Origin of the sequence: Flavobacterium sp. xlx-214 (assembly GCF_013874595.1) — a bacterium.
Classification (GTDB): Bacteria; Bacteroidota; Bacteroidia; order Flavobacteriales; family Flavobacteriaceae; genus Flavobacterium.
The window spans coordinates 2,689,167-2,709,213 of the sequence record NZ_CP059431.1 but is presented as its reverse complement, the minus strand read 5'-3'; the positions used below and the strand labels follow the sequence as shown (position 1 = coordinate 2,709,213).

General features: G+C 34.6%; 14 protein-coding genes. 8 read left to right on the top strand and 6 right to left on the bottom strand.

Going from position 1 to position 20,047, the window contains the following annotated elements; all coding sequences use genetic code 11:
* The first annotated feature begins 22 nt into the window (after positions 1–22).
* The 7 genes from H1R17_RS12725 (at position 23) to cysK (ending at position 10,457) form a co-directional block, all read left to right on the top strand.
* A complete protein-coding gene (locus H1R17_RS12725; RefSeq protein WP_163430937.1) occupies positions 23–3,595 on the top strand; it encodes a hypothetical protein in 3,573 nt (1,190 codons plus the stop codon).
* Between the two features lie 10 nt (positions 3,596–3,605).
* Positions 3,606–4,865, top strand: a complete 1,260-nt coding sequence (locus H1R17_RS12720; RefSeq protein ID WP_181729230.1) for a gliding motility-associated C-terminal domain-containing protein — start codon at positions 3,606–3,608, stop codon at positions 4,863–4,865.
* Positions 4,866–4,877: 12 nt separating this feature from the next.
* The gene (locus tag H1R17_RS12715) at positions 4,878–5,798 is read left to right on the top strand and encodes a type IX secretion system membrane protein PorP/SprF (protein WP_181729229.1); all 921 of its coding nucleotides are present in this window, start codon (positions 4,878–4,880) and stop codon (positions 5,796–5,798) included.
* Between the two features lie 12 nt (positions 5,799–5,810).
* Complete coding sequence (locus H1R17_RS12710) at positions 5,811–7,772, top strand: OmpA family protein (protein ID WP_181729228.1); 1,962 nt, start codon at positions 5,811–5,813, stop codon at positions 7,770–7,772.
* Positions 7,773–8,186: 414 nt separating this feature from the next.
* Positions 8,187–8,603 (top strand): Rrf2 family transcriptional regulator, encoded by a 417-nt coding sequence (locus H1R17_RS12705; protein WP_163432939.1) that lies wholly within the window; start codon positions 8,187–8,189, stop codon positions 8,601–8,603.
* Between the two features lie 132 nt (positions 8,604–8,735).
* Positions 8,736–9,539: a serine O-acetyltransferase gene (locus tag H1R17_RS12700; protein ID WP_163432938.1), complete on the top strand. Its 804-nt coding sequence runs from the start codon at positions 8,736–8,738 to the stop codon at positions 9,537–9,539.
* Positions 9,540–9,545: 6 nt separating this feature from the next.
* Positions 9,546–10,457: a cysteine synthase A gene (cysK, locus tag H1R17_RS12695; protein WP_163432937.1), complete on the top strand. Its 912-nt coding sequence runs from the start codon at positions 9,546–9,548 to the stop codon at positions 10,455–10,457.
* An 82-nt stretch (positions 10,458–10,539) separates the two neighbouring features.
* On the opposite strand, the gene H1R17_RS12690 is transcribed toward cysK, so the two are convergent.
* From H1R17_RS12690 to H1R17_RS12665, 6 genes are all read right to left on the bottom strand, one after another.
* Positions 10,540–10,728, bottom strand: a complete 189-nt coding sequence (locus tag H1R17_RS12690; RefSeq protein ID WP_163432936.1) for a hypothetical protein — start codon at positions 10,726–10,728, stop codon at positions 10,540–10,542.
* 9 nt (positions 10,729–10,737) lie between these two features.
* Positions 10,738–12,021: a nucleotide sugar dehydrogenase gene (locus H1R17_RS12685; protein ID WP_163432935.1), complete on the bottom strand. Its 1,284-nt coding sequence runs from the start codon at positions 12,019–12,021 to the stop codon at positions 10,738–10,740.
* A gap of 100 nt (positions 12,022–12,121) precedes the next feature.
* Entirely contained in the window at positions 12,122–13,360 is a 1,239-nt protein-coding gene (locus H1R17_RS12680; protein WP_163432934.1) for a tetratricopeptide repeat protein, read from the bottom strand.
* Complete coding sequence (gene gyrA / locus H1R17_RS12675; protein WP_163432942.1) at positions 13,350–15,932, bottom strand: DNA gyrase subunit A; 2,583 nt, start codon at positions 15,930–15,932, stop codon at positions 13,350–13,352. Before gyrA ends, H1R17_RS12680 begins: the two co-directional genes overlap by 11 nt.
* Positions 15,933–16,066: 134 nt before the next feature.
* The gene (locus H1R17_RS12670) at positions 16,067–17,017 is read right to left on the bottom strand and encodes an isopenicillin N synthase family oxygenase (protein WP_163432933.1); all 951 of its coding nucleotides are present in this window, start codon (positions 17,015–17,017) and stop codon (positions 16,067–16,069) included.
* 87 nt (positions 17,018–17,104) lie between these two features.
* The gene (locus tag H1R17_RS12665; RefSeq protein ID WP_163432932.1) at positions 17,105–17,761 is read right to left on the bottom strand and encodes a TetR/AcrR family transcriptional regulator; all 657 of its coding nucleotides are present in this window, start codon (positions 17,759–17,761) and stop codon (positions 17,105–17,107) included.
* Between the two features lie 298 nt (positions 17,762–18,059).
* On the opposite strand from H1R17_RS12665, the gene H1R17_RS12660 reads away from it, so the two are divergent.
* On the top strand, positions 18,060–20,036 hold the full coding sequence (locus H1R17_RS12660) for a thiamine pyrophosphate-dependent enzyme (protein WP_163432931.1): 1,977 nt from the start codon (positions 18,060–18,062) through the stop codon (positions 20,034–20,036).
* The last annotated feature ends 11 nt before the right edge of the window (positions 20,037–20,047 follow it).

Sequence of the window (20,047 nt, the reverse complement as noted above, 5' to 3'; positions counted from 1 at the left end):
TAAATCTTTAAAATACTACAATATGAAATTTAATATAAAAAAACAATTTATTACCCTGCTTGGCTTGGTTGCGTTGCAACAAACTAATGCTCAGGTAATATTTAAAGAAGATTTTGGAACCGTTACAGGAACGGAGAGAAGATCTTCTCCATATGTGCCTCAAACAGGTAAGGATACAGGATTAAATAAATTTGATCACGGAACCGCTTTTTACAAATTTGCTCAATATTTTACAGGAACTGGTCTTTCAACTGGGCAAACACAATCAAATCAGGTTCACGATGGACATTATGCAATTTTAAAACCTTATGGCAATACTACATTGCCTAATTGGTTTCCTACAAATGTGTACGACCATACTATAGGTAATACAGGTGCAAAGAATGGAGGTTTAATGGTTGTAAATTGTGGCGGAACGTTTAATCAATACTACAGAAGGGCAGTGTCTTTGACTTCTGGTAAAACATATAAATTATCTATATGGATATTTAATATTGCAGCTGGAAACGGAGCACATAAGTTTAAAATGGAAGCTCAGAACATTTTAACAGAAACAGTTCTAGGCTCTTCAGGTGTTCAAACAGCTACTACAACAGGTAGTTGGGTACAATATTCTTTTAAATTCAAAGTGCCCGATAGCGCTTCTTGTAATTCGGATGTGGCCGTTTCTTTTAGAAATCAGTCAACAGTTACTTCAGGAAATGATATTTACATTGATGATATTTCTTTAGAAGAAATTCCCGACGAAAACCTTACACCAATTGATTGTAATAATGATCCTTCTACAATGGATAGTATCATTAAAGCAAATGATGATGCAATTACAACAACATTACTTGGTGGTACCTATTCTATTCTTACAAACGATTCGCAATCAAATGCAGTGGGTACAGTAGTGGTTAGCGGCACAGGTGTTAATGCTTCAATTGTTCCTGTGGGAACATGGCCAGTAGGGTATAGTATTGATGCAACAGGTAAATTAGTGGTTGCACCAGGTGCTGTCCCATTAACACAACCTTTACAGTATCAAATTACTAATTTATTGGGAGTATCATCTATTGCAAATATTACCATAACTTATGATTCTGGTACGCCTATTAAAGGAAATGCAGATGTATATAACTGGCAAACAGGCTCAGGAACAAAAACATATCCTAGTGTAATTATTAATGATAGTTATAATAATGGAGCTGCAGGGCAAGGATTTGTTCTTACCGGAACTGGTAAAAACACAACCATTTCTCAAAAAGGAACATGGCCTACTGGTATTACATTAGATCCTAACACAGGTGTAATTACTGCTACATCGAATGCTTCAAAACCAACAACACCAATTTATTACACTATTTGTAATATGGCGGGCGTATGTGAAGATGTTGCAGTAACATTTTTAGGAGTCGAAGGGGTTTTTAATCCTGGTACTATTTCATTATCAACACCTATAGTGTGTTTTGATGGTTCGGCAACAGTAACAAGTACAAGTAAAGCTAATTCTGGACCGTTAGATCTTTATGCGTATTCTTATGATTGGCAATTTAGCTATAATAATGGAGTAACATGGACAAATGTTGGAGATGCTGCAGAAGGAAGTGACGGATCTACGGGGGATTTTGGTGAGTTTAATGTAGATGGTAGTAATAGTATCACAGTAGGTAGTTTAAAAAAGCCTATTTTAATTCGTAGAAAAGCGAAACGTTGGTCTATTCCCCAAGTAAATGCTTTCACAGCTCCTGTGTTAATAACTCCGCAAACCGAGAATATAATTATTTTTCCAAATAATATCAATGCGTTTACAGTAGAACAAGGCGGTAGTTTTACATTTCCTACATTCACATCAACTCATGCGTCAACATATACAATTACCGATACAAGTGGAAATACAGTTGCCAATACACTAACAAATCTGCAAAAAGGTGAATACTACTTCACAATAAAAGCAACTACAACATCTGGTGTAACAGGCTGTGTAAGTTATGCAACTATTCAATTGATTGTTTATGATTTAGCAGATTGTAACATATCAGTTAAAAAACACTATGCTACCCATAAACAATCTTGGACATCTGGTTTATCTGGTGTGGCAAATCCTGAAAAGGCCGTAAATGGAGATCGTTCGCAATATGCAACTATTACTGGTGGTGTAGTAATTTTAGGTATTGGTACAGTAGGTATTGATTTGTATTTTACTAAACCTGATGGTACTTTATATACCGGAGCTGAATTAAAAGGTAAAAAAGTAACTGTAAAATTAGGTGAGCAATATTCGGGCTTAAAACTGGCTGGTGGTGTAACCATTGTAGGTCGTAAAATTAATAGTTTAAGCGATATATCTGGTACAGTTCCTCCATTAGCTAATGTGGGTAAGACATTTGGTGTAAAAGGTGGTGTGTTAGATTTGTTAAAAGGAGATAATGTGTTTGAATTTTCTTTTACACCAACAAATAACTCAGGGGCAACAATTGATTACAATGGTATTCGCGTTCAGTTAGGATCTTTATTAGGAGTAGCCGATTTAGCAACAGTGTTTCATGCGTTTGTTGAAGAAGAAATAACAGTTGATCCGTTAAACAACCCGTGCACAAATGGAGGAATAATTACGGTAACACCAGCTGCGTCTTTAGTGTATCCTACTACACAAAAAGGTCATACAGTTTCAAATAATCCAATTACCTTAAATCAGTTTGCCGAAGATGCAACTTGGGGTAATTATACTGAAGTTTTAAATGTTGCAACAGGTTTATCATCAGTTACATTTCCTTATTATGCCATTGATAATAATTACAATAGTTATGCAATTTTTAATACAACAGCTGGGGTTTTAAATAAGCAATTTTTAAATGCTCGTTTACGTCAAAAAGCACGTCCAGGTGATCAAGTTCAAATTACTTTAGGTACAGAAAATGTAAATGTTTTAAATTTAGGTCTTTTAAATCTAATTGATTATAAAATCAAATATTACTTAGGAGATACCAAAGTGGGTGAGCAAACCTTAGATCGTTTTAAAGTTCTTGATTTAGGTTTGTTAAATTTTAGTAACGAACAAAAAGTTGTAATATCTACCCCAATTACAGTTCCGTTTGATCGTGTTCAATTAGAACAATGGAATACAGTAAATGTAAATTTAGGAAACCAATTATATATTTATGATATTCGCGTAAATCCGCAAATGTTGTTTGAAGGACAGGTAGATACCAAAAATAAAGTAACACTTTGCGCTGCCGACTTCCTAGGCATTCAAAAAATGGATTTATGTACAACTTACGAAGTTTCATTTGCTAAAGTTATAGAATATGGAGATCAATTACGTGATGAAAAAGGAAAGTTAATGGTTGATGAACAAGGAAATCCTGTTTTAAGTATCAAGGCGGTAGCAGATATTACAAATTCACAATTAGCTTTTAGTCATTCTCAGAACAAGGTTGATTATTACGAAATCAATAAATTATACCCAGAGCACGGGAATGATTTGTTAGTGAAAATTCAAACAAAACGTCAAGGTTGTAGTTATGGCGATGCACAATATTTAAGAGTAAAACTTGAAAATTGTAACGATGCTATTGTGAATCCAGTAATCAAGTCGGGTGCTAAAAAGTAATTCAATAAGTATGAAAAGAAACGTGTTAAAATTAATAGCAGCTTTAGCTCTATTTATTGGTTATAATAGTTTTTCCCAAACCACGAACCACGGCAATTTAAAGGTAAGTTCAGGAACAGAAGTATCCACTTATTTTGATTTTGTCAACACCAAGGACGGGAATGTTTTAAACGATGGCTCAATGTACTTTTACGGCGATTACCAAAACCAAGGCTTGTTTAGTTACACAACCAACAGTCGTACGGGTTATGTAGTTTTCGAGGGTAAGAACAAAGCTATTCAAAGCATCTCGGGTAGTTCACCAAGTAGCTTTTACGATGTTTTGTTCAACAAAAGCGGAGGCGATTATGCCTTTCACTTAACCAACGATATCGCTACACAAGGCACAGTAAACCTGGCCGATGGTATCGTGTATATGGACAAAGCCAACGGCGGTGCCTTTGTATTCTTAAAAGGCGCAACCCATGTAAGCACCAGCGATAAAAGCCACGTAGACGGAGAAGTAACCAAAAAAGGTACCGATGCCTTTAAATATCCAATAGGCGATAAAGGCTACTACCGTTTTGCCAGCATTTCCGCACCAGCACAAGAAGCCGAAATCTATACAGGCGAGTATCTTTTAGAAGATTCCAACAACAAATACCCACACGCTAGTCGTACAGGGGTATTACAAGCTATAGACAACAAAGAATATTGGGTGATCAACCAAAGCGAAAAAAGCAACAATTCAGTAATTGTTAGCTTGTCTTATGACAAACGCACCACCCCGCAAGACTTTGTAAACAATGCAGAGCTTTTGCACGTAGTACGTTGGGACGAAAAACAAAAACTTTGGGTAGATGAAGGCGGCGTGGTTGATTTAGCCAATCAAACCGTAACCACCCCTGTAAAAGTAGAAGGCTTTGGTATTTTTACCTTAGGTACGGTTAAAAAACCATTACTTAACCCAGGCGATGTGGTTATTTACAACGGGGTAACCCCAGATGGCGATGGCATGAACGATTATTTCATCATTGATAACATCAACTACTTCCCAAACAACCACGTAAGCATTTACAACCGTTGGGGAAGAAAAGTGTATGAAACTCAAGGCTATGACAGCAAAGGCAATGTGTTTAAAGGCATGGCCGAAGGCGTAGACGTAGTAGGCAAAGGCGAAAAACTACCAACAGGTACCTACTATTACGTAGTAGAATACTTGTACGATAGAGATGGTCAAAGCCAATGGGTTAAAAAAGTAGGGTATTTACATTTAGAAAATAACGACTAAACCTAAAAAGCAATGAAAACAACAAAAATCATAGTGGCTTTATTAGCTTTAGTAAGCCTTACAGCCACCGCGCAACAAGACCCACAGTACACCAATTATATGTACAACACCATTAACATCAACCCCGCGTATGCAGGTAGCCGTGGATCGTTAAGCATCTTTGGATTACACCGCAGCCAATGGGTAGGTATTGATGGCGCACCAACAACGAATTCGTTTTCAGTAAACACACCACTGGGCGATAACAAAGTAGGATTAGGAGTAAGTTTTGTAAACGATGCCTTAGGTGTAATGGATGAAAACACCATTAGCGTAGATTTCTCGTACACCTTAGATCTAAACAACCAAGGCAGCAAATTAAGCTTTGGATTAAAAGGATCGGCAAATTTACTAAGCGTAGCCTATTCCGATTTAAACAAGTACAACCCCAATGATCCACAGATATTAAACGATATCTCAAGTGAGTTCACGCCCAACATAGGTGCAGGTATCTATTGGCATAATGAGAAAAGCTATTTAGGTTTCTCAGTACCCAATTTCCTAGAAACCACGCGTTATGACAATAATGTACAAAGTACCATGCAACAAAAAATGCATTACTACTTAATGGGAGGTCATGTATTTGAAATCAATCCAACCTTGAAATTCAAACCCGCGTTTTTATTCAAGGCAGTAAGTGGAGCACCATTACAAGCTGATGTCACTGCGAATTTCCTAATTCACGATAAGTTTACCTTAGGAGCGGCTTATCGATGGGATGCCGCATGGAGTGCCTTGGCTGGCTTTCAAATCACCAACGGATTGTTTGTAGGCTATAGTTATGATAACGATATCAAAGCGTTATCCAACTACAACAGCGGCTCACATGAGATCTTTTTACGCTTTGAATTGTTTAACAAATACCGTCGCGTGAATTCGCCACGCTTCTTCTAAAACCACAAGGACATGAAAAAAGGAATCAGCACAATTGCCCTGGTATCCGCCTTATTTTTAGGGAATACCGTGGCACAAGCACAAGCCGGTTTAAAGAAAGCCGACAAGCAGTATGATCAATGGGCGTATGTAGACGCATTGGATATTTATGAAAAAGTAGAAAATCGTGGTTACAGCAGCCAAAGCTTGCATGAAAACTTAGGCAACGCCAACTATTTTAATGCCCGCTACACAGCAGCAGAAAAGCAGTATGAGCGTTTGTTTGCAGAATACAGCAATGAAGACATAGCCCCAGAGTATTACTACCGCTACGCGCAAACCCTACAACACGTAGGTAAGGAAACCGAAGCCAAGCAATACTACAACACCTTTGTAAGCAAAGTAGGTAAGAGCCAAATAGGTGAAATACGCAAAAACGAAGCCGAATTAAAAGCACAAATTCAGGCCAATTCGGGTCGTTACAGCCAAATAACCAATTTAAGCATCAACACACCTTTTGCCGATTATGGTAGCTATGTACACAACAACAATTTGTACTTTACCAGCGCACGCGATACCGGTAGTTTAAGCAAAAAAGTACACACCTGGACAGGCGCAGCCTTTACCAGTTTGTACCAATATTCATTGCAAAACGAAACCGATAACGGTAAAAATCAAAAAGTACAACGCATTAAAGGCGATGTAAAAAGCAAGTTAAACGAGTCTACGGCAGTTATCACCAAAGACGGGCAAACCATGTATTTTACAAGAAACAACATTGTAAAAGGTACCCGTAAGTACGATGCCGACAAAAACACCCGTTTAAAAATATACCGTGCTGAGTTGCAAAACGGCAAATGGGTAAAGGTAACCGAATTGCCTTTTAACAGCGATGATTATTCTACCGCACACCCAACGCTAAGCGCCGATGAACGCACGATGTACTTTGCATCCGATCGTCCAGGAGGCTTTGGTGAAAGCGATTTATGGCAAGTAAGCATCAATAACGGTAGCTTTGGCACCCCTCAAAACCTGGGGCCACAAATCAATACCGAAGCTCGTGAGAGCTTTCCGTATATGAACGATGCCAACGAGTTGTATTTTTCAAGCGATGGCAGAGTAGGCTTAGGTGGTTTGGATGTGTATGCAACCAAATTAGACAAAAACAATCAGTTTGAAGCCGTACAAAACCTAGGTGCACCAGTGAACTCTAACGCAGACGATTTTGCGTATTACATCAACCACAGCACCAAAGAAGGCTTCTTTTCATCAAACAGAGAAGGCGGAATGGGTAACGATGACATCTACAGTTTTGTAGAAGACAAAGAAATCAATCGTTGTCAGCAAGATTTGGTAGTAACAGTGGTAGATGCCAAAACGCGCAATATTTTAACCGATGTTGAAATTACCTTGTACGATAGGCTGTACAACAGCTTAGGCACATCGCATCCAACCAGCAAAGGCAATCAGTTCACAGCCGATTATGTTTGCGGTGAAATGTATCGTTTAAAAGTAGCAAAAGCCGATTATATCATCAAAGAAGAAACGGTAACGCTAGACACAACAACGGGCATTACAGAGAAAACAGTTGTTTTAGAGCGTAAGAAAGTAGAAGTGAAAAAGAACGACGATTTGTTTAAAGTACTTCAATTAAACCCAATTTATTTTGATTTAGACAAAGACAACATCCGTCCGGATGCAGCAGTAGAGCTAGCCAAAGTAGTAGAAGTGTTGAAAGAGTACCCACGCATGAAAATAGATGTACGTTCACACACCGATAGTCGCGCAAGCGATGCTTACAACTTAAAACTATCTCAGCGTAGAGCCAAATCAACCGCTAATTGGATGATTGCTCAAGGCATAGACGCTGCAAGAATTACCTACAAAGGTTATGGTGAAACCCAATTAGAAAACCGCTGTAGCAACGGTGTTAAATGTTCTGAAGAAGAACATCAACAAAACCGTAGATCTGAATTTATTGTGTTGGATATGTAGGCTTATTTAAGTAAGAACAGAGTTAGTAAGAAACGGGGAGTAATCCCCGTTTTTTTAATCAAAGGGATATGAATTTTAAAGACATACATATTTAGGATGTAAATTTTAAAATTTATATTCAAATACTTTTACAGTTATTATAAATTAAAGACTTGTGTAAGTAAAATCAATCTTCTTTCAACTTGAAAAAAAAAGTTAAGGAATCATTAAAAATAATAAGGAGTTTGGGTATGTTAAAAAAAGCTTTTAAATTTGTACCACAAGTCTTATAAAAATGAGAAAACTAAGTTTAAATACTAAAATGTGCATGTGGTCTTTTTCTGATTAAAGGAAAAGTAACCGTTTTATTTATTTAAATGTCCGGCGAACTTCCTATAGTAGGAGGTTTTTTTTGTATCAAATTTTAAAAATACGATGTTATCAAAAAAATGTAAATATGCATTAAAAGCAATGGTAGGTTTGGCGACTGTATATCAAAAAGGTCACTTAACAACGGCTGCTATTGCTGAAAATGAAAACATACCCAGAAAATTTTTAGAACAAATTTTGTTAGAACTTAAGCGCCACAAATTAGTAAACAGCAAACAAGGAATAGGTGGGGGCTATTATTTATTAAAAGATCCCAACGAGGTTTCATTAGCTGATTTGTACCGTATTTTTGACGGACCTATATCATTGGTTCCTTGTATATCAATGAATTATTATGAAAAATGTAGAGATTGTGAGGATGAAGTTAAGTGCTACCTTAGAAAACAATTGACAGAAGTACGCGATAAAACACGTTTAAGTATGATGGAGGCTACGCTTCAATCATTTTTAAATGATAAATAATATTTTTTTTAATCAAAACACTACTAGTTAGATAGAATTTATATAGTATTAGTTTTTTAAGATTAATTAAAAAGAAAAATGTTTAAAATATAAAAAAAGATAGCGTTATAAATACTGTCTAAATAATACATTATGATAGAAAATATTTTTAATAAAAAGCAACAATTTAAAATTCCGAATAAGAAAAAGGTCGCTTCATGGGTTGATGATTTATTTGAATGGCTTTTTTTAAATGAAAGTCAAGTTACATTCACCAGTTTTAATGAGAAAGCAAAAGTATTACAAGAAAATTTAAATGAAATTATTAGCACTACAATTGATTCAGAGCAAGCAACACAAATTGTAACGCGCCTTTTTTCAAAAATGGATGCTTTGTATAAAAATTTAATTGAAGATGCCGAATATATTGTGCAATACGATCCTGCTGCAAAATCAATTAATGAAGTTTTAGTTGCTTATCCGGGGTTTTATGCAGTTACTTTTCATAGAATAGCTCATATCCTTTGGAAAGAAGAAGTGCCTATAATTCCCAGATTAATATCAGAATATATTCACAGTAAAGCAGGAATAGATATTCATCCAGGTGCAACCATTGGTATGCATTTTATTATTGATCACGGAACCGGTGTTGTTATAGGAGAAACTGCTGTAATTGGCAACAATGTAAAAATTTATCAAGGTGTTACGCTGGGTGCTTTAAGTGTAAGTAAAGAGGAAGCCGAAGTAAAAAGACATCCAACCATAAAAAATAACGTAACCATTTATGCCAACGCAACAATTTTAGGGGGTAATACCATTATTGAAGATCATGTGGTTATTGGTGGTAATGTTTGGGTTACATCATCTATTGCTGCCCATGCTTTAGTATATCATAAAAGTGAAGTGGTTATTAAACACAAACAAAAATTTCCAGAACCTATTAATTATGTAATATAAATAAAAATGAAAGCAAATAACATTTTAGAAACAATAGGAAATACACCTGTTGTAAACCTTAAAAAATTGTATCCAACTGTTAAAAACGTATGGATAAAATTAGAGCGTACCAATCCAGGCAGTAGTATTAAAGATAGAATTGCCTTAGCAATGATTGAAGATGCAGAAGCAAAAGGGTTGCTAAAACCAGACAGCGTAATTATTGAACCTACATCGGGTAATACTGGTATTGGTTTAGCTTTAGTTGGTGCTGTAAAAGGATACAAAGTTATTTTAGTAATGCCTGAATCAATGAGTATTGAGCGTAGAAAGTTGATGGAAATTTATGGAGCAACTTTTGAATTAACACCTCGTGAAAAAGGAATGAAAGGAGCCATTGAAAAAGCAAACGAGCTTGTAAAAAGTATTCCTAATGCATGGTCGCCTCAACAATTTGACAATCCTGCAAATGTAGCTGTACACGAGAAAACAACGGCTCAAGAGTTAATTAACGATTTTCCTGAAGGAATAGACTATTTAATTTCGGGTGTAGGTACAGGCGGTCATTTAACCGGTGTAGCTAAGGTTTTAAAAGTAACGTTTCCCAATATAAAAATTATTGCGGTAGAGCCTGAATTATCACCTGTTTTAAGTGGAGGACAAGCAGGTCCGCACCCATTACAAGGGATAGGAGCAGGCTTTGTACCATCAATCTTTCAACAACAATTAATTGATGAAGTAGTACAAATTAATAAAGATGAAGCTTATGAATTTGCCCGAAACATTGCAAAGAAAGAAGGTATTTTGGTGGGTATTTCTACAGGAGCTTCTTTAGCTGCCGTTGCAAAAAAAATGAACGAAATTCCTACAGATGCTACTGTTGTTACGTTTAATTATGATACAGGAGAGAGATACCTTTCTACTGAAGGTTTGTTTTAATTAAATAGCGAAGATTCGCGGAGATGAATAAAATTTATAATTATTTAATTCCGACGAATCTTCTTTTAAATTTATATAATGTTTAATCTACTATTTTTAAAAGAGTTTTGTATTCTTCAAAACGATGTTCGCGAATTGGTTTTATAAATGGTTCTGTATCAAAATACAAAAGCAAACAAGGACTGATATTTTTGTACTTTTCAACAAACTCATAACGCACTAACTCGCCATTTTTGATTCGTTGTCTTATTTTATTATGATACGGATACATAAAAACTAATTACAAACTACCTTCAACAGGTTCATTTAAAACTCCTTTTACATCATAAATAACGCCGTGAGGTTTTAAAAAGCTTCTAATTGATGCATCTAAAAACTGATCATGTGCAACGGCTAAAACAACCGCATCGTACGTATTCAATTCTAAATGAGTTGCAACTTGAATTCCCTCTGGAACTCTTCTTTTATTCCAATCAACCCAAGGATCGTATACATTTAACTCACAGCCATAATCGGTTAATCTATTTACAACATCCCAAACCTTAGAATTACGCATATCAGGGCAATTTTCTTTAAAAGTAACTCCCATAACCAAAATTTTGGCATCTTTGATTTTTAAATCGTTTTGTATCATCAGTTTTATAACCTGAGCTGCTACAAAAGATCCCATAGAATCATTTAAACGGCGCGCTGATAAAATAAGCTCAGAATAATAACCAATTTCTTGCGCTTTTTGAGCTAAATAAAAAGGATCTACACCAATACAGTGTCCACCTACTAAACCTGGCTTAAAAGGCATAAAATTCCATTTTGTCCCTGCGGCAGCCAAGACTTCCTTAGTATCAATATTCATTAAAGCAAAAATCTTAGCCAACTCATTCACAAAAGCAATGTTGATATCTCGTTGCGCATTTTCAATTACTTTAGCAGCCTCAGCAACTTTAATGGAAGAAGCCAAATGCGTACCAGCTGTAATAATGTTTTGATATAATTGATCAATTTCTTGAGCGATTTCAGGAGTAGAACCCGAAGTTACTTTTTTAATTTTATCGATTGTTTTTTCTTTATCGCCTGGATTAACTCGTTCAGGAGAATATCCAGCAAAAAAATCTACATTGAATTTCAAACCTGAAACGTTTTCCAAGACAGGAGCACATTCTTCTTCGGTAACACCCGGATATACTGTAGATTCATAAATAACTATATCTCCTTTTTTTAAGACTTTACCTATGGTTTCCGAAGCTTTTTTTAAAGGAGTTAAATCGGGACTGTTGTTTTTATCTACAGGTGTTGGTACCGTTACAATGTAAACATTTGCTGTTTGCAAATCTGATGCATCTGATGTAAAAAACAATCCATTACTATCTAAATTGTCGATTTTATGTACTTTTTGTAGCTCTTCTGTACTAACCTCTAAAGTTCCGTCATTACCATTCTTAAGTTCTTCAACTCGTTTTTGGTTAATATCGAAACCTATAACCGAATATTTTGAAGCAAACAATGTGGCTAATGGTAACCCTACATAACCCAAGCCTATAACAGCTATTTTATATTTTTTATTCATCTTTCTTTTTTAATAGCTAAACTACTTTTTTACTCAATTAAAACTTTATTGATTATAATAAAATTAACAGACAGTAACTTGAAAAAATATATAGTTAGTATTAATTATCCTTTAAAAACAATTCTATTTGAGTAACCAACTCTTTTAAACCAATATCTTTATTGTTAATTTTTTGAGCTTGTTTATAATAGTTTAAAGCATTATTGTAAACTGTTTTTTTACTTTCCATTAAGTCATTGCGCTTTTTGTTTGAAGAAGTAGTATTTGGCAATGCGTTTATTTTATTTGTAATATCGGCATCTTTTTGTAATTCAATGTTACCTAAAGCTTTTAACGATTCGAAATGATTTGGGTTATTTTTAATAATTTTCTCAAAATAACTTTTAGCAAGTTCTAATTTGTTGTTTTCAAAATGAATTACAGCCAAATTGTATAATAAAGTTTCGTTATCAGGAAATTGCTCCAATCCTTTGTTTGCAAATTCCTCGTATTTATCCATACGATTCGTCTTATAATACAGCAACAACACATTCATTAAAGTGTTGATATTGTTTTTATCTAAACTATAAGCTTTTAAAGCAAAAGATTCGGCTTCTGAATAGTTTTCTTTATTCAAAAGAATCAATGTAATGTTGTTGTAAATTTCAGGTTTTACACTTTTTGTTGTAATGGTTTCAGGTTTTACATGAGTACCATTTTTAATGGCTAAATCTCTAGCTTTTTTATCAATTCCGAACGATTGCGCTTTACCTGTTATTTGAGATGTAGCGACATAAGTTTCTGATTTTCCATCATAATTTAGTTTAGCTAACTCTTTGTATTTACTCTCGGCATAGTCAAAATCTTTTCCGTTTGAAGCATCGCTTGCTGCATAAAAAAGATAAACTGTATCGGTTGGGCTTATTTGATAAGCTTGTTCAAATAAACGACTTGATTTATTAAACTCTTTTTTTTGATTATTTTCAACAGCTTCGTTTACAAGCATTGCTAAAAAATCGTTTTTTAAAGTAGTAGCTTCTGTTGTATACTTTTTGGTCTTGGTTTCGTTTTCTAAGGCAAATAACTTTTTTAAGGTTTCAATAGCCTTTGATCTATTTTCAGAAATATTAGTACCATTGTTTGCTAAAGTAATCTCGTTTTGAGCTTTAAAGTAGTAAAAAGCAGCTTTTTGATCATCAGTTGCGCTAGCCATTAAAGGATCTAATTGTACTAAAAGAGAGGTAATTTCTTCCGTATTGTTCTTTTTTATAGCTTTTTCAAGATCTTTTAACTCGTTTTTTTGAGCAAAAGAAAAGCATGTTAAAAAAAACATGCTTATCAGTATTAATTTATTCTTCATTTGTTTCATCTTCTTCTTGATCGATATCATCATCGTCATCTTCTTCTACATCATCCACAACATCTTCTAAAATGTCGTTTTCATCAACAGCTAATAAATCTTTTTTCAATTCATCATCCATTTCTTCCTCATCTTCATCGCGCATTACTTTAGCAACTGCAGCAATAGAATCGGTTCCTTTTATGTTGATTAAACGAACACCTTGCGTATTACGACCCATTACACGTAAATCAGATACTCGTAAACGAATGGTTAAACCTGATTTGTTGATAATCATTAAATCATCGGTATCGGTAACAGAATTAATTGAAATTAAAGCTCCTGTTTTATCAGTAATATTCATTGCTTTAACACCTTTACCACCACGATTTGTTTCACGGTAAGCGTCTAAAGCAGAGCGTTTTCCGTAACCGTTTTCTGAAACAACTAAAATTTCAGAGTTTAAATCAGACACGGTTACTAAACCAATAACTTCATCTTTTTCATCGGCTAATTTAATACCACGAACTCCAGATGCTGTTCTACCCATTGGGCGGGTTTTAGACTCATCAAAACGAACCATTTTACCATTACGCGCAGCAATTAAAACTTTAGAATTACCATCGGTTAATTTAGCTTCTAACAACTCATCGCCTTCTTTAATAGTAATAGCGTTGATACCATTTTGGCGTGGACGAGAATATTGGTCTAAACCTGTTTTCTTAACCTGACCTTGTTTTGTACACATAACAATGAAGTGGTTTTTGATGTACTCTTCATCGCGTAAATCTTGCGTACAAATAAATGCTTTTACTTTATCATCGTTTTCAATGTTGATTAAGTTTTGAATAGCGCGACCTTTTGCTTGCTTGCTTCCTTCAGGAATTTCATAAACACGCAACCAGAAACATTTTCCTTTTTGTGTAAAGAATAACATGTATTGATGGTTGGTTGCCACATACATATGCTCAAGGAAATCTTGATCACGTGTACCTGCCGATTTTTGACCAACACCACCACGGTTTTGTGTTTTGTACTCGCTTAAAGGTGTACGTTTGATATAACCAGCATGAGAAATTGTAATAACTACTTGATCATCAGCAATTAAATCTTCAATATTCATTTCACCACCAGCATACTCGATATGAGAACGACGTGCATCTCCGTACTTATCACGAATTTCGTTTAATTCCTCTTTAATCAAGTTCATTCGCATTTCTTTGCTAGCCAATAATTCTTGTAAATGAGCAATTAATTTCATGATTTCATCAAACTCTGCACGTAATTTTTCTTGTTCAAGACCTGTTAACTGACGTAAACGCATCTCAACAATAGCACGCGCTTGAATTTCTGATAAAGAAAAACGTTCAATTAAGCGTTCACGCGCTTCATCAGCATTTTTAGAGCTACGAATAATGGCAATAACTTCATCAATATTATCAGAAGCAATGATTAATCCTTCTAAAATATGCGCACGTTCTTGTGCTTTACGTAATTCATACTCTGCACGACGCGTAACTACTTCATGACGGTGCTCTACAAAGTAATGAATTAAATCTTTTAAATTTAAAATTTGCGGACGTCCGTTTACCAACGCAATATTGTTGATACTGAAAGATGATTGCAATTGCGTGTATTTGTACAACATGTTTAAAACGATGTTAGGCACAGCCTCACGTTTTAAAACATACACAATACGCATTCCTTTACGATCAGATTCGTCACGGATAGTTGAAATTCCTTCAATTTTTTTATCATTAACCAACTCAGCCGTTTTCTTAATCATTTCGGCTTTGTTTACTTGATAAGGAATTTCAGTTACAATGATGCATTCTTTGCCATCAATTTCTTCAAAATTAGCTTTTGCACGCATAACCACACGTCCACGCCCTGTTTTGTAAGCTTCTTTAACGCCTTCGTAACCGTAAATAATTCCTCCAGTAGGAAAATCAGGAGCCTTGATGTGTTGCATTAACTCATCAATCTCAATATCATTATTGTCTATATAGGCTAAAGTTCCATCAACAACTTCGGTTAAGTTATGTGGTGCCATATTAGTTGCCATACCTACAGCAATACCAGAAGCTCCGTTAACAAGAAGTGTTGGTATTTTGGTTGGCATTACTTTAGGTTCTTCTAAAGTATCATCAAAGTTTAATTGAAAATCGACTGTTTCTTTGTCAATATCTGCTAAAATTTCTTCAGATATTTTTTTCATTCTAGCCTCGGTATAACGCATTGCTGCAGGGCTATCACCATCAACAGATCCAAAGTTACCTTGCCCATCAACCAATAAATAGCGTAAACTCCACTCTTGTGCCATACGCACCATAGCATCGTAAACAGAAGAATCTCCGTGCGGGTGGTATTTACCTAAAACTTCTCCAACAATTCTGGCAGATTTCTTATGCGCTTTACTAGCAGTTACACCTAATTCATACATACCGAAAAGTACACGGCGGTGAACAGGTTTTAAACCATCGCGAACATCAGGTAATGCTCTGGAAACAATAACAGACATTGAATAATCAATGTATGCCGATTTCATTTCGTCTTCGATGTTAATAGGAATTAACTTTTCTCCTTCAGACATCATATATTTTATGTTTTTTTGTTTCTAAAATTAAACGTGCTAATATACGTTTATTTTAAGGGTTTACCTAATCTATCTTACTATACATTTAAATTTTAATTGAGAATTATTCTAACAATAGATTTAATAATTTTTTACTTTTTAATTAAACCTAATTCAATTAAACGCTCTGTTAAAAATTCCCCAGCTGTTATATCATCGTACATTTTAGGATGTTCTTCATCAATACAGTTTTCTAAACAATTTAAAGGCATTTCACTTATAGGATGCATAAAGAAAGGAATAGAAAATCTAGATGTTCCCCATAACTCTCTTGGTGGATTTACAACCTGATGAATGGTAGATTTTAAACGATTGTTTGTATGTCTAGATAGCATATCGCCTACATTAATAACCAACTCATCATCTGCGGCAATTGCATCAATCCATTCGCCATTATTGTTTTGAACTTGCAAGCCTTTACCTTGCGCACCCATTAATAAGGTAATCAAATTAATATCACCATGAGCTGCTGCACGTACCGCATCTTTAGGCTCATTTGTAATAGGCGGATAATGTATTGGTCGTAAAATTGAGTTTCCGTTTTTTACATAGTTGTCAAAGTAAAACTCATTTAAACCTAAAAATAAAGCAAGTGCTCTTAATACATAAACTCCCGTTTTTTCTAACATTTTATAGGTTTCTTTACCCGTATTGTTAAATTCAGGTAATTCATCAACTGTTACATTTTTAGGATATTCTGCTTCTAATTTAGGATTATTATCAACATATTGTCCAAAATGCCAAAATTCCTTTAAATCGCCCGTTGTTCTTCCTTTAGCAGATTCTTTTCCAAATGATACATAACCACGTTGACCACCAATTCCAGGAATTTCGTACTTCTCTTTTACTTCAAGAGGCAAATTAAAAAAATTGCGTACTTGTTTATAAAGATTTTCAACTAAATGATCACTTAAAAAATGACCTTTTAGCGCTACAAAGCCAATTTCTTCATAAGCTTTACCGATTTCATTTACAAATTTTTGTTTGCGTACCGGATCATCCGATAGGAAATCACGCAAGTCAACACTTGGTATGTTTTGCATTGTGCATTAGTTTAATAAACAAATTTAATTATTTTAACTTGAAAGGAATGTTAAAAACTACTAATATAGATAAATGGAAGGCTTATATTATATTTTTTTCAAATAAGATGTAGTTACTATATATTTAATTGCCTCTTCAATTCTTTTTTGACCTTCATTTGTGTTTAGGTCAATACCACAAAATAAGCTTCCGTTTGTTTTTCCATGAAGAACTAAATAATAAATTCCTGCTACTAGAATAGCCAAAATAGCACGAATATCTGTACTTGACTCAAGAAACTGCGGATCTATATTTTTAAAAATTTCTTCGCCAATTAATTCTCGTTCATCAGATAAATTTCTTAAGAAATCTTTTTTTTCGCTAATACCCCAAAGCATAATACGTTGTAGTGTTTCATCTTCTAAAAGTGCTTTAAACTGAAACTGTAATAAGGCAGTCATTTCAAACTCACTAACCTCTTTAGGTACATTTATAAGGCTTTCAATAGAATCTTTTGCTTTAAATTTCCAAAAATCTCTTTGTGCTATATATTCTTCAACTAAACTATCAAGGCTCCCAAAATAGGTCCAAACCAATCTTTTGTCCACACCAGCTTCTTTACTAATACTCGTTGCATTTAAACCAGTGTATCCTTTTTTAAGAAGTACTTTCCCTACAGCTTCAATCATTTTAGCTTTGGTTCTTTCTTTATCCTTTAAAACTCCAGAGGTTCTTTTCCGACTCTTATTTTCATCGTCTTTCATAAAGTAAAGTTACTACAATTCACGTTAATGGTGCAATAAACATGCGTTGATTTTGAATCAATTATAATTAACAAAACCACTGCTAGTTATGAAACAAACAGTGGTTTTTAAATTCTTAAATGTTTTTCTTTGATTAAGTGATGTGGCAAAAGTATAAAAAAAAGTCAGGTTTACAAATAAATTTCACGCATAAGAGAAAAAATATAGTGGCAATTATATTTGATAAAGATTTAGGAGATCTTATTTGTGAAACAGATAAATTTAGTATTTTAGATGCCGTTTAACAAAAACCAAATTTATGGACCTTCAAAGCCCAATTTTAACTTCTGAATTATTAATTGATTTATATAAAAAGCTTTTAAAACCTCGTTTAATTGAAGAAAAAATGTTGATTCTTATCCGTCAAGGAAAAGTGTCAAAATGGTTTTCAGGTATGGGGCAAGAAGCTATTGCTGTTGGTGTAACATCTATTTTACATAGCGATGAATACATTCTGCCTATGCACAGAAATTTAGGTGTATTTACCTCACGTAATATTCCTTTAAGTAGGTTGTTTTCGCAATGGCAAGGTAAACCAAACGGATTTACAAAAGGTCGTGATCGTTCTTTTCACTTTGGTACACAAGAATTCAATATTGTGGGAATGATTTCGCATTTAGGTCCGCAATTAGGTATTGCTGATGGTATTGCTTTAGCGCATAAATTACGTAAAGAAAATAAAATTACAGCTGTTTTTACGGGTGAAGGAGCTACTTCAGAAGGAGATTTTCACGAAGCTTTAAACGTAGCTGCTGTTTGGGATTTACCTGTAATGTTTATTATTGAAAATAACGGTTACGGGTTATCAACACCAACTCGTGAACAATACAAATGCGAAAATTTGGCTGATAAAGGCGTAGGTTATGGTATTGAAAGTTATATTTTAGATGGTAACAATATTTTAGAAGTTTATACAAAATTATCTGAAATAGCAGAGGAAATGCGTGCAAATCCGCATCCGGTTTTAATTGAAATGAAAACGTTTCGTATGCGTGGTCACGAAGAGGCGAGTGGAACTAAATATGTACCTCAAGAACTTTTTGACGAATGGAAAATTAAAGATCCAATAGCGCGTTTCAAAAATTATTTAACCGAGGAAGGATTTTTATCTGACGAATTAGATGAGCAGATAAGAAAAGAATTGAAGGAAGAAATTGATACACACTGGAAAATTACTCAAGATGAAGCTGGTTTAGAAGCAGTTTTAGAAACGGAGTTAAATGATGTTTATAAACCTTATGAACATCAAACATTTGAACCAAGTGCCGAAACAAAAAATATTCGTTTTATTGATGCCATTTCCGAAGGTTTAAAACAATCTTTTGAGCGTCATCAAAACTTAGTAATTATGGGGCAAGATATTGCCGAATATGGTGGTGCCTTTAAAGTAACCGAAGGTTTTGTGGATGCTTTTGGCAAAGAGCGTGTACGTAATACACCTATTTGCGAAAGTATTATTGTTTCAGCAGCCGCAGGTTTATCTATTAATAAACACAAAGCAATTGTTGAAATGCAATTTGCCGATTTTGTTTCAACAGGTTTTAATCCTATCGTAAATTTATTAGCAAAGCAGCATTACCGTTGGGGTGAACATGCCGATGTGGTAGTGCGTATGCCTTGTGGCGCAGGTTCTGGTGCAGGTCCGTTTCACTCACAAACAAATGAAGCTTGGTTTACCAAAACACCTGGTTTAAAAGTGGTTTATCCTGCATTTCCTGCCGATGCTAAAGGCTTATTAAATACCGCAATTAACGATCCAAATCCTGTGATTTTCTTTGAACATAAAAATTTATACAGAAGCAAAACACAAGAAGTTCCAACAAATTATTATACCATTCCGTTTGGAAAAGCATCCTTAATTAAAGAAGGAAACGATGTAACCGTTATTTCTTACGGAGCTGGTGTACATTGGGCATTAGATACTTTGGCTAAACATCCAGAAATCAATGCAGATTTAATTGATTTACGTTCATTACAACCTTTAGATTACGAAACCATTCAAAAATCGGTAGAAAAAACTAATAAAGTAATCATTTTACAAGAAGATTCTTTGTTTGGTGGTATTGCAAGTGATTTATCGGCTTGGATTATGGAAAATTGTTTTACGCATTTAGATGCTCCTGTAAAACGTGTAGGAAGCTTAGAAACACCAATACCTTTTATGGATAATTTAGAAGCGCAATATTTGCCAAAAGAACGATTTGAAAAAGAATTATTAGTACTTTTACAGTTTTAAAATAAACACAC

Coding starts and splice junctions, on each gene's coding strand:
- H1R17_RS12725 (WP_163430937.1), top strand. CDS start 23: ATGAAATTTAATATAAAAAAACAATTTATTACCCTGCTTGGCTTGGTT.
- H1R17_RS12720 (WP_181729230.1), top strand. CDS start 3,606: ATGAAAAGAAACGTGTTAAAATTAATAGCAGCTTTAGCTCTATTTATT.
- H1R17_RS12715 (WP_181729229.1), top strand. CDS start 4,878: ATGAAAACAACAAAAATCATAGTGGCTTTATTAGCTTTAGTAAGCCTT.
- H1R17_RS12710 (WP_181729228.1), top strand. CDS start 5,811: ATGAAAAAAGGAATCAGCACAATTGCCCTGGTATCCGCCTTATTTTTA.
- H1R17_RS12705 (WP_163432939.1), top strand. CDS start 8,187: ATGTTATCAAAAAAATGTAAATATGCATTAAAAGCAATGGTAGGTTTG.
- H1R17_RS12700 (WP_163432938.1), top strand. CDS start 8,736: ATGATAGAAAATATTTTTAATAAAAAGCAACAATTTAAAATTCCGAAT.
- cysK (WP_163432937.1), top strand. CDS start 9,546: ATGAAAGCAAATAACATTTTAGAAACAATAGGAAATACACCTGTTGTA.
- H1R17_RS12690 (WP_163432936.1), bottom strand. CDS start 10,728: ATGTATCCGTATCATAATAAAATAAGACAACGAATCAAAAATGGCGAG.
- H1R17_RS12685 (WP_163432935.1), bottom strand. CDS start 12,021: ATGAATAAAAAATATAAAATAGCTGTTATAGGCTTGGGTTATGTAGGG.
- H1R17_RS12680 (WP_163432934.1), bottom strand. CDS start 13,360: ATGAAGAATAAATTAATACTGATAAGCATGTTTTTTTTAACATGCTTT.
- gyrA (WP_163432942.1), bottom strand. CDS start 15,932: ATGTCTGAAGGAGAAAAGTTAATTCCTATTAACATCGAAGACGAAATG.
- H1R17_RS12670 (WP_163432933.1), bottom strand. CDS start 17,017: ATGCAAAACATACCAAGTGTTGACTTGCGTGATTTCCTATCGGATGAT.
- H1R17_RS12665 (WP_163432932.1), bottom strand. CDS start 17,761: ATGAAAGACGATGAAAATAAGAGTCGGAAAAGAACCTCTGGAGTTTTA.
- H1R17_RS12660 (WP_163432931.1), top strand. CDS start 18,060: ATGGACCTTCAAAGCCCAATTTTAACTTCTGAATTATTAATTGATTTA.